The organism is Natronolimnobius baerhuensis (genome assembly GCF_002177135.1).
In the GTDB taxonomy this organism is placed as follows: domain Archaea; phylum Halobacteriota; class Halobacteria; order Halobacteriales; family Natrialbaceae; genus Natronolimnobius; species Natronolimnobius baerhuensis.
Genome location: NZ_MWPH01000001.1, coordinates 641109 through 652518 on the forward strand (window position 1 = coordinate 641109; position 11410 = coordinate 652518).

Annotated in this window: 10 protein-coding genes; 5 read left to right on the forward strand and 5 right to left on the reverse strand. The window is 59.3% G+C overall.

Annotation, left to right across the window (positions count from 1 at the left end; translation table 11 throughout):
- The first annotated feature begins 30 nt into the window (after window positions 1-30).
- From B2G88_RS03160 to B2G88_RS03175, 4 genes are all read left to right on the forward strand, one after another.
- A complete protein-coding gene (locus tag B2G88_RS03160) occupies window positions 31-1149 on the forward strand; it encodes a Gfo/Idh/MocA family protein (RefSeq protein ID WP_087713946.1) in 1119 nt (372 codons plus the stop codon).
- Window positions 1150-1902: a hydroxypyruvate isomerase family protein gene (locus B2G88_RS03165; RefSeq protein WP_087713947.1), complete on the forward strand. Its 753-nt coding sequence runs from the start codon at window positions 1150-1152 to the stop codon at window positions 1900-1902. It abuts the gene before it with no gap.
- Window positions 1903-2002: 100 nt separating this feature from the next.
- The gene (locus B2G88_RS03170; protein ID WP_087713948.1) at window positions 2003-3439 is read left to right on the forward strand and encodes a family 4 glycosyl hydrolase; all 1437 of its coding nucleotides are present in this window, start codon (window positions 2003-2005) and stop codon (window positions 3437-3439) included.
- An 80-nt stretch (window positions 3440-3519) separates the two neighbouring features.
- The gene (locus B2G88_RS03175) at window positions 3520-3780 is read left to right on the forward strand and encodes a hypothetical protein (protein ID WP_054862255.1); all 261 of its coding nucleotides are present in this window, start codon (window positions 3520-3522) and stop codon (window positions 3778-3780) included.
- Between the two features lie 49 nt (window positions 3781-3829).
- Here B2G88_RS03175 and B2G88_RS03180 read toward each other — a convergent pair whose 3' ends face one another.
- From B2G88_RS03180 to B2G88_RS03200, 5 genes are all read right to left on the reverse strand, one after another.
- Window positions 3830-4273 (reverse strand): hypothetical protein, encoded by a 444-nt coding sequence (locus tag B2G88_RS03180; protein WP_054862254.1) that lies wholly within the window; start codon window positions 4271-4273, stop codon window positions 3830-3832.
- A gap of 224 nt (window positions 4274-4497) precedes the next feature.
- Window positions 4498-6663 (reverse strand): ABC transporter ATP-binding protein, encoded by a 2166-nt coding sequence (locus B2G88_RS03185; RefSeq protein WP_054862253.1) that lies wholly within the window; start codon window positions 6661-6663, stop codon window positions 4498-4500.
- Between the two features lie 91 nt (window positions 6664-6754).
- Entirely contained in the window at window positions 6755-7930 is a 1176-nt protein-coding gene (locus B2G88_RS03190; protein ID WP_245835285.1) for an ABC transporter permease, read from the reverse strand.
- Entirely contained in the window at window positions 7917-8912 is a 996-nt protein-coding gene (locus tag B2G88_RS03195) for an ABC transporter permease (protein WP_054862252.1), read from the reverse strand. The genes B2G88_RS03190 and B2G88_RS03195 overlap by 14 nt, the downstream gene beginning before the upstream one ends.
- Before the next feature lie 85 nt (window positions 8913-8997).
- Window positions 8998-10866: an ABC transporter substrate-binding protein gene (locus B2G88_RS03200; protein WP_087714287.1), complete on the reverse strand. Its 1869-nt coding sequence runs from the start codon at window positions 10864-10866 to the stop codon at window positions 8998-9000.
- Between the two features lie 134 nt (window positions 10867-11000).
- On the opposite strand from B2G88_RS03200, the gene B2G88_RS03205 reads away from it, so the two are divergent.
- Window positions 11001-11204 (forward strand): hypothetical protein, encoded by a 204-nt coding sequence (locus B2G88_RS03205; RefSeq protein ID WP_054862251.1) that lies wholly within the window; start codon window positions 11001-11003, stop codon window positions 11202-11204.
- Window positions 11205-11410 lie beyond the last annotated feature (206 nt).

Sequence of the window (11410 nt, forward strand, 5' to 3'; positions counted from 1 at the left end):
ATTATACTGGTTGCACAGAAATGGGATGGTATGTCGTATCAGGTTGCGATGATCGGAACTGGAACCGAACCCGATAACCCCGGACGGGATGGCTATGCGATGGCATACCATCACGCCGAAGGCTACGAGAAACACGATCAGTGCGAGATAGTCGCCTGCGCGGACATCGTCCCCGAGAACGCCCAGGCGTTCGCTGACGAGTACGATGTTGACGATGCGAATATCTTCGAAGACTACACCGAGATGCTCGAGACGGTCGAGCCGGATATCGTCTCGCTCTGTGTGCCGCCAGTCATCCACGCATCAATCGCGATTGATTGCATCCGCGCCGGCGTCGACGCGATCCACTGCGAAAAGCCGATGGCCCAGACCTACGGCGGTGCGCGCATGATGACACAGGAGGCGTCCCGCCACGATGTCCAGTTGACCTTTAACCATCAGCGCCGATTCAGCGACGCCGTCCGAACCGCCAAACAACTGCTGGATGATGGCGAAATCGGCGACCTCGAGCGGGTCGAGTTCTCCGCACCGGTCGGCATCTTCGACTACGGCAGCCACTCCTTCGATCTCTGTAACTACTTCAACGACGAGGTCTCCGCCGAGTGGGTCCTCGGCCAGATCGACTACAGCGAGGAGAATCTCGTCTTCGGCTCGCACAACGAAAACCAGGCCGTCGTCATGTGGGAGTACGAAAACGGCGTCCACGGACTCGGTACGAGCGACGCCACCGGCACCGGCGGCCCCGCCGGCGCTGTCCAGTGTCACAACCGCCTGATCGGCACCGAGGGAACCATCGAACTCGGCCCCTCGAGCGACGACGAAGAGGAAGACGAGGCGCTTCCCGTCTTGCGCATCCGACGCGCTGGCGACGACGACTGGGAGGTCGTCGACACCGAGGACGGCCTCCATAGCTGGGAGTTCATCGACCGCGCGATTGCGGAGAACGTCCGCTGTCTCGAGGAAGACGAGGAGCCGGAACTCAGCGCGACGAACGCCCTAAACGCGACCGAACAGATCTTTGCCACCTGGGAGTCCGCACGCCGTCGCGGGCGCGTCGACCTGCCACTCGATATCGACGACAACCCGCTCGATTCGATGGTCGAGGCCGGACAGCTGTCGCCCGAGCCAATGGCCGAGGAGGACGACTAGATGGCAGACATTTCGATCTGCGTCGAGATGGTCTACGACGATGAGCCATTTGCCGAGCGAATCGAGCGGGCCGCCGATGTCGGGGCTGATGCCGTCGAGTTCTGGGACTGGCGCGAGAAAGACCTCGAGACCGTCGTCGAAACCGCCGACGCAGCCGACGTGCCAATCGCTGGCTTCGTCGCCGGCGGGACGCTCACCGACCCCGACGCGGCTGATGACACCGTCGAGACGATCCGCGAGTCCATCGACACCGCCGCCGAACACGACGTGCCGACGCTGATCGTCACGACCGGACAGGATCAGGACGGCCTCGAGCGCGAGACGCAGTACGACAACATCGTGGACGTCCTCTCGACGGTCGCGCCCGACGCCGAAGACGCAGGCGTCACGCTCGTCGTCGAGCCGCTGAACACCGCCGTCGACCACCCCGGCTACTTCCTCGAGACCTCCGAGGAAGGCTTCGAGATCATCGACGACGTGGGCTCGCCGAACGTCACACTGCTGTACGACATCTACCACCAGCAGATCACCGAGGGCAACCTCATCGACACGATCACCGACAACGTCGAGAAGATCGGCCACTTCCACATCGCCGACGTCCCCGGTCGCCACGAACCCGGCACCGGCGAACTCGCCTACGAGCGGATTCTCGAGGCCATCGACGACACCGACTACGGCGGCTACGTCGGCTGTGAGTTCTCGCCCGTCGGCGACGCTGACGAGGCCGTCGCGAACGTACTGGACTGGCAGTAATCGACCGACCGCGTTTTTCGCTGCGTTGGCTGACTCGAGACCACCGGCCGGCTCCGCCTGAACGGCAACGCTTTTGGGTGTCTCGAGCAGTCACAGTAGCATGCATCAGCTGGACAGTGCAGACACATCGTTTCCCGACACGGTTTCGGACATCAAAATTGGCTACATCGGCGGCGGCAGCCATGGCTGGGCACACACACTCATTAACGATCTCCTGCAGTGTGAAGACCTCGCCGGACACGTCGCCCTCTACGACGTCGACTACGCCGCGGCCGAACAGAACGCGACGCTCGGTAACGATCTTTCCGCCCGCGAAGACGCCATGGGCGACTGGACGTTCGACGCCTACGAAGCCCTCGAGGACGCACTCGAGGGCGCGGACTTCGTCATCTGTTCGATTCAGGACCCGCCGGAAGAGACGTTCGTCCACGATATCGACGTGCCGAAAGAGTACGACATCTACCAGCCCGTCGCAGACACCTGCGGTCCCGGCGGCGCAGTGCGGTCGCTCCGAGCCATCCCGCAGTATCGCGAGATTGCGGCCGCAGTCCGCGAGCAGTGCCCTGACGCCTGGGTGCTCAACTACACGAACCCGATGACCGTCTGTACGCGCGCGCTGTACGAGGAGTATCCCGACATCAACGCCATCGGTCTCTGTCACGAGGTGTTCCACATCCAGATTCTGTTGGCCGAACTCGCCGAGAAGTACATCGACGAGGCCGAGGACGTCGCCGGTAGCGAGATCGACGTCAACGTCAAAGGCATCAACCACTTCACCTGGATCGACGAGGCCACCTGGTACGGCCACGACGTCTTCCAGTATCTCGATGACGAACTCGAGGTGCGAAAACCACTGCCAAGTTCCGAAACCGGCGACCTCGAGGATGCGGACTACTGGATCAACCACCACGAGATCGCCTTCGACCTCTACGACACATTCGGCCTGCTGGGTGCCGCTGGCGACCGTCACCTCGTCGAGTTCGTCCCGTGGTATCTCGACATCGACGAACCGGCCGAGATCCAGCGCTGGGGATTCCGACTGACGCCGAGTTCCGCTCGCGTCAGCGACAGCGACGACGGCCCCGCGAAGATGGATACCTACCTGGCAGACCCCGAGGAGTTCGAATTTACCCAGTCCGGCGAGGAAGCCGTCGACATCATGCGCGCACTCGTCGGCCTCGAGGCGCTCAAGACGAACGTCAACCACCCAAACGTCGGCCAGATTCCGGACTTGCCCGACGGTGCGGTCGTCGAGTCGAACGTCCTCATCACCGGCGCGGGTGTCAAGCCGATTACGGCGGGCGAACTGCCACGCGAGATTCGTAACATGGTCACGACCGCGGTCCACAACCAGGAGACACTCGTCGAAGCCGGCTTCGCGGGTGATCTCGACCTCGCGTTCGAGGCGTTCCTCAACGAACCGCTCGTCACGATCTCGCGCGAGGACGCACAGGACCTGTTCGCCGAACTGATCGAGATCGAACGCGAGTACTTCGACGAGTACGACCTCGAGAACGCAGCCGTCCTCGAAAACTGAGTTTCGGTTCTGAGTTGCGAGTTGACCGGCGACCCTCTCCGTCCGAAACAGCTAACAGGCCCCACGACAATTGGGAACGTATGTCCGTAGATACTGACGAGGACTCACAACTCACTCGCCGTGAGGCTGCCGATGCACAGGAGACGTCGGTGCTCGAGACGGTTGCGAACTCGCTGTCGATTCAGATTCTCCTCGGTGGTGTACTATTCATCGCTGTCGGCTTCATTATCAACACCGGTGTCTGGGCCGCGGTTCTGGCGATCTGGGGTGCTGGCCTCATGATGGTTGGGCTTGCATCCCATCTCCTGATTATCTTCTCGCGACGTGGTTCGCGCGGATAAGACGGTTCTCTGTTCTCGCAGAAAACCCCTATTTTCACACAAAAAGCCGTTAGGATGCCGACTCGAGTTCGAACGACAGTTCTTCGTCGTCGCCTTCCTCGAGCGTGATTTCGTCCGCTGTGTCTTCGTATTCGTCGCTGACGACTGCCACTGTGTACGTCGTCGCCTCAGTGAAGTCCGGCTCCGCCACGCCGTCTTCGATCTCTTGGTCGATTGTGTATTCGATATCCGTCTCGTGGTCGAGAATCTCGAGCGTGACGTCCTCACTCGAGACTGCCTCGCCGTTCGTATCCTCGAGGAGAATCTCGAAATCGGGGTCGTCTGATCCGAACTCGAGATCGGTGTCGTCATCAGCGTCGTCGTCAGTTTCAGCGTCCGTTTCGTCGTCAGTGTCATCGTCGCCGTTGTCAGCACAGCCTGCGATGACACCGATGGCTCCTGTCGCAAGTAGCGACGCGACGCGTCGCCGCGTCAGCGAGTCATAGCGTACCATTATGCACTCACCGCTTTCAGGCCGAATCGAATAATACTACCGATATTTTGAAAATAATCCGTATTTCGACACTATGTAATCTTTTATCACTGTGTTTTTAACAGTGGGGCAGTCCACTCGAGGAAAATGGGACCACAGGTACGTCCCCTCTGCAAGCAAGCGTTCCGGCTCATAGACTCTCGGAATTGCTGAAAACAGAACCCAAACGAATCCAGTTCGACGGCTTAGTCCGCGTCTACTGGATCGTCCGGAATCGGCTCGCTGTGCCAGTACTCGTGGTTATCGAGTGCGCGGAAACAGGCCGCGTTCTGGACGCCGTTTTCGTCGCTACAGTCGATCATATCCGGCTTCTGCTCCGTACAGACCTCACGGGCCTTCGGACACCGGGTGTGGTACCGACAGCCCGAGGGGATGTTCGTCTGGTCGGGAACGTCGATGGTTCGCATCGGATTCTCGTCGCTCTCGTCTTCGGGCTCGAGTTCGGGCGTTGCCCAGCGCAGTGCCTGCGTGTAGGGATGCTGTGGGTTGTGGATGATCTGCTCGGGGGTGCCGATCTCGACGAGTTCGCCGAGGTACATGACGCCGATTCGACCGCCGGTCTTTTCGGCCATGTACCGCGCGTTCGAGAGATCGTGCGAGATCGCCAGGAATGACGTGTTAAACGCATCCTGGAGTTCGATCATCAGATCCATCATACTGACACGCAACGAGACGTCGAGTGCCGAGACTGCCTCATCCGCGAGGATGAGATCCGGATTGATCAACATCGCGCGGATCAGCGCGATCCGCTGTTGTTCTCCACCCGAGAGCTGGTGTGGGTACCGGTCGATGTAGTCTTCCGGCGGGCTGATCCCGACGTACTCGAGCATGCCAAGAATCCGTTCGCGCCGGTCGTTACCGTCGAGTTCGGGATGCCAGCGTTTGAGTGGCGACTCGAGGATCGTTCGGACGCGGTGGTGTGAGTTGAGCGAACTACCGGGATCCTGGTGGACGATCTGGAGCGCGCGGCGGATCTCTTTGTCGGCGAGCGTGCTGCTGCCGGAGCTGCCCTCCCAGATGTCCTGTCCGTTGTACTCGATTGCACCGCCGGTAGGCCGTTGCAGTCCAACCGAGGTTTTTCCGAGCGTTGTCTTGCCACAGCCACTCTCGCCGATGAGGACGACCACGTCGTTCTCGTAGATATCGAGCGAGACGCCGTCGACAGCCGTGACGACTTCGGAGTCGCCAAAGTCAAAGAACCCGTCGTTTTTCGACCCAAACTCGACTTCGACGTCGGTCAGCGACACCATCGGCTCGGTGTTGGGCAATTCCGAAACCGTCGGCACGCTGGGTTGGTCCTCGTCGGACTTGGCAAATGCCTTGTCGATATTCTCGATGGAGTCTTCCCAGTGATGACAGAATACGTCGTGTTCCGACCCGGCATCGTATGCATCGGGGTCGTGGGACCGACACTCATCGTCTGCAAGCGGACACCGCGGATGGTACGAACAGCCCGTCGGAATGTTGACCGGATCCGGACTCTCGCCTTCAATCGGGCGCATCTCCTCGAGCGGCGCGGAGAGATTCGGCGTTGCATTGAGTAACGCCCGCGTGTAGGGATGGGCCGGATCCTCGAGAATGTCGTCTGCTGGCCCGACCTCTGCGAACTCGAAGGCGTATAAGACCGCGAGCCGATCCGCGAGGTCTGCGACCAGCGGCAGGTCGTGTGTGATGAACACAATCGTCAGATTGTGCTTCTCTTTGATCTCGTGGAGCAACGAGATGATCGAGCGCTGCATCAGCAAGTCAAGCGCAGCGGTTGGCTCGTCCATCACCAGCAGGTCCGGATCGAGGACGAGGCTCAACGCGATCAGCACGCGCTGTTTCATCCCACCCGAGAGTTCGTGTGGATACGACTCGAGCATCCGCTCGGGCTCGAGATACAGGTCCTCGAGCAGGTCTTTTGCGCGTTCGATCCCACGGTCAACGTCGTAGTCGTGGGCGCTCAGCGTCTCGACGAAGTGGGTTCGGATCTGTAGGACAGGGTTGAACGAACTCATCGCCCCCTGGAAGACCATCGAGACCTCCTCCCAGCGGAACTGGCGAAGCGCCTCTTTCGAGAGATCCGTGACGGAGATCGGTTCACCCTCTTCGGGGTAGTACGTCACGTTGCCGGTCGTCAGTCCCGGTTCGGGGACGGCGTCGAGCATCGCCGAGGCGAACATCGACTTGCCGGAGCCAGATTCGCCGATGACGCCGACGATTTCGTCGCGGTAGACTTCGAAGTCGACCTCGTTGAGGACCTTGGATCGGCCGCGGTTCATCCCGAACGAGACGGACGTATCCTCGAGTTCGACGATGACGTCTTTGTCCTGGCGGTCGGTCTGTGGCGCTGATTGCGAGACTGTCATCGGGCCACCTCCCACACGGACACTGTGCCGTGTGCGTGTCGCTTTTCGATGGTCGAACGCCGAATCGGTGTCGCGGGTGTCATAGACAACATCATACGTTCATCATGTCCTTCGTGTCGTTTTCGGAGTCCGGTTCCAGTTCGTCGTCATCGCCAATCTCCTGGTGGCGTGCTCGGATTCGTGGGTTGAACACCTGGTCCAGCGATTGGGCGAGCAAGATAAGCCCCATCGCGATCCCGGAGATGGCGATCATCGGCACGAGCAGCCAGTGGAGCGCGTCAGTACGGTACAGCGCGCCACTGTTGTACGCATTATCCAGCATGACGCCCCAGTTGGCATCGGAGAACGGCAACACACCCAGGAAGTAGAGTGCAACTGCCGCGAAGATGATCCGACGGGCTGCGTTGGCCATGTTCACCACAATGTACGGCATCAGGTGTGGCAGAATCTCCTTGAGCAGGATCCACCGCGTGGGCATATCCATCGCTCGAGCAGCCTCGACGAACGACTCGTTTCGGAGCGTCAGCACCTGCGACCGAATCGCCCGTGCCAGGCCGGCCCACGCTGCAACGGCCAGTAACACACCGAGCGTGACCGGGTTGGTGATCCACGCCTCGAGCAGCGTTGCCAGGACGATGACGAGTGGTAGCCCTGGAATGTTGATGAAGATGTCAGTGATCGAACTCAGCACGGTGTCGACCATGCCACCCTTGTAGCCGGCGACGATACCGAAGAAGGTCCCGACGACGACAGTGAAGACGGCACCAGAGGCCATCATGATCAGGATCGACGGCGTCGAATGCACGGTCATCGAGAGGACATCACGGCCGGTGGTCGTGGTTCCGAGCGGGTGATCCCAGGTCTCGAACGCGCCAACCAATTGCGCCCCCTGTCCTGGATGAGTCGGTTCGACCAGGTAGACTCCAACAGTTGCGATGATGAGGTAGATCCCGATGATCGCAAAGGAGGCAAGCGCCCGCCAGTCGCTTCGTAGAATCGACCACGGCGTCCGAATGTACTCCTCGAGGAACCGGTCGATACGGTCATTGCGTGTTTCTGCGACGGAAGCTGTTGTCTCGAACGGCGAGTCGCGATCAACCGTCCCGCCATCACTTCGCACGGGCGTTGTCGCATCGTCGGACTCGCTGCTGGACACAGCATCGGCGTCAGCGTCACTGTCGCTCTCTCGAGCAGGGACGAACGCGTCGACTGATGGCCCCGAGTCCGAGTCGTCGGCCACGGGCGTGTCGTCCTCAGAAGGCTTCACGGTCTTCACCTCCTGCGCGTGGATCGATTTTGCCGTAGGTCAGGTCGGCGATCAGCAGCGCGATGACCACGGCGATTGTGATAACGGTAAATGCGCCCATCATAAGCGGATAGTCACGTGCACGTACGGCTTGAATCATATAGTACCCCATGCCCCGGTACGCGAAGATTTCCTCGAGGACGATAGCGCCGCCGAACATCGTCCCGATGGCGATCATCAGTCCGGTGTACATCGGGAGGATCGCGTTACGGGCGACGTATCGGACGGCAATCGTGCGGTCGGGCAGCCCGCGAAGTCTGGCGACGCGCAGGTAGTCCTCACCGAGGACACGCACACTGTTACCACGCATCGTCAGCGATGCCGCGCCGGAGGCGACGAACATCGAGAAGACGGGTAATGTTGCGTGGTGGATAATCCCCAGGATAAACGGCAGGTTGAATCCCGCTTCGACGCCTGTTGGCCGTCGACCGGCGGTCGGGAACCAGTTGAGCCGGTAGGCGAAGGTAATCAATAGCAACAGCGCGAGCACGTAGAACGGAATCGACGTGATGATCGTCGCGTAGCTGGTGAGTGCGACATCGAACTTGGTACCTTCCCAGTAGGCCATCAGCGCGCCGAGTGAGATGCCCACGACGAAGCCAATGAAGATCGCCCAGCTCATGACGAACAGGGTCCACGGGATCGCATCGGCCATGATGGCGGCGACCGTGTCGTTCTGACTCATCGAGTAGCCCATATCACCCTGAAGCATGGCCACCATGTAATCCATGTAGGCGATATGCATCGGGTCTTCAGGGTTGATGTTCATGTAAATCTCTGCAAGCTCGTAGGCCTCTTGGGGGTTGTCCAGTTCAGGACCGATCTGTGCGACGAATGCGTCGACCGGATTCCCTGGCATCATCCGCGTTAAGACGAACGCTAAGGTTATCACTGCCCAGATTGTGAAAAGGCCCTGGCCAAGCCGTCGTATTTTCCAATTCATTGTATAGCAACGTCGTGATACGGTATCATTAGTATTGTGGTGTTCTGTACCGTGGCAAATGAAGACGATATGGGAGAGAGTGAGATTACTCTTCGTACGGGATCAGTTCGCCATCCGGGATCTTCGTCAGGTTGAACTCACCAACACGGTTGTCGAGGAGTTCGTCGGGGCCATCGACGTGCCACTCATCAGAGCGGATTGCCCCGTAGTCACCCGCGATGACACAGCCGTACATCGGCAGCGACTGGTTGTACCACCAGGTCAGCCGCTCGAGGTACTCGTCCTCGCCGGTGAGGTGGAGCTGTTCGATCTCGTCCATGACATTGAGACTCATCGTCCCGCTGGCGTCGGGGTTGCCGATCTCATCAGGGACATCCCACTCTTCGTTCTCGTAGTCCGCGTGGTTCAGTTGGCTGAACCACTCCCAGACGAAATCAACGAAGGTTAGCCCCATAATGGAGAATACAGGGTGGTTGTCAAAGAGGAGGTCGTGGTCGCCGTTGAAGCGGCTCTCACCGTACGTCGCCTCGTCGACTGCGTTGAGATTTGCGTCGAATCCGAACTCGTTGAGCTGGTACTGTATGGAGTCAAGTGCGTCGACTTGCACGCTCGTTCCCGACTGAGCCAGCAACTCGAGTTCGGCTGGCTCGCCGTCGTCGTCGTACCACGTTCCGTCGTCCAGTTCGTAGCCCGCGTCCTCCATCAGCTGCGTTGCCCGCTCGAGATCGACGTCGTAGTTGTCGTAGCCATCGATGTCGACGAGGCCTTCGTCGACGGCGGTCTGGTTGAGGAACGTCGGTGGCAGTTCGTACAGTTCGTACTCCTGTGGCACGGACGCCCAGATTTGTTCGCGGTCGAGTGCACACGCGATGGCCTTTCGGACGTTCTCATCGGCCGTAATCGGCTGATTCGTCGGATCGCTGGCCGGCGAATCGGACCAGCCGTAGTCACCGAAGTTGAACAGAATCGACCAGAGGTGGTCGTAATCCCGGTTGATCTCGTGGTGGGCGGGAAGCTGTTCCATGACGTCAGGCGACTCCGGCAGATTGAGGCCAATAGCGTCGACCGACTCCTCCATGAACGCAAGCACCTGGTCCTCGTGGTGTTCGATGACGTACTCCGTGAAGTAGATGTTGTCCGCGTTCGGGTGGTCGTCGTAGACCGTTCCAACGAAGGAAGTGTCCGTGACTTCCTCGAGTTCGAAGGGGCCGTTTCCGACGACGTCGTCGATCTCGGGCGACCATTCCTGGAAGTCCGAGACCAGTTGTGTTGCATCGTCACTGTCGGCATCGACGTCCATGAGGTCGTCGCGCCACTCGCCAAAGGATGGCGAGCCAACGTCTTCGTTGATGATTATGAGGTCGTCCGCCAGTTCGTTGGCGAGGACGGACTCCATGGTGAACTCGTCGCGAAGGTGGTATCGAATCGCGTAGTCGTCGACGATTTCGTAGTCCTCGATGTACGTACTCGCCGGAGAATCCGGAGAAGTAATATCAGAAATACGGAAGCGGATATCCATATCCGTCGCGATATCAGCCGTTGTGACTGGATCGCCATTGTGCCATGTCCACTCGTCACTGAGCTCGAGCAAGAGAGAGTCACCCTCGTCTTCCCAGTTGTCCGCGATCACGCCCTGGAACGTATCGTGGCTGTGGTAGTGGACGAGCAGTGGGTCGTAGATCAGTCCCGGTGGATCGAAGTTCGCCATCTCGTTGGATGGATCGTACGGATTCCACGAGGCGTTGTCCATCCCGTAGGTCCCCCGGTGAAGCGACTTGGTGAATTGGCGCTCGACTCGTTCGTCAACTGGGTCGCGGTCACCAGCAACGTCTCCGTTTCCGTTCCCTTCGTCGGTCGCACATCCAGCAAGTGCTGCGACACCACCCGCGACCCCGGCTTTTAACGCAGTCCGCCGAGTAATCGCACTAGGCCAGTCATTGCTATTCGTTGGCATCGACCAGGTATTCATGATAGAACCATATATATTTTTCCAATCAATCCGTCTCAGCCAGTGACAGAGTCAGAACGAAACGAGATCCCACAGCGGAGCACAAACTTATATTTCATCGCCGGCCAATTACTCGAGCGATGAATCGTACTCGACCCGTGCTCAAGTTGGTGTTTGCGTTCAATATGGTCGTACTCGTCTTGCTTGCGTTCTCCTATCCGTTTCTCGAACCGGGGAGTGAGTCCTACGTTGCTGCGACAATCACGTTGGCGCTCAGTCTCATCATGCTGGCTCTCGTTGCCATCCTTACCTACACCGGCTTCGACGCGTTCGATACGTTTTGAGTGAGACCCACCACTGTCTCTGGAACTAAGAGTGATTCTCGGTAGCGTACAGCGCTTGCAGTAGTACAATCGACCGACGGACACGCCACGACCCGACAGAAACAGCCTACTGGCTCCGAGAATTCCGCTGAACTGCGTGACAGTCGTACGCGGTGACTATTACGAACCGCTCACGGAAGTTGTCCGGCACGAGCGGACAAACTACC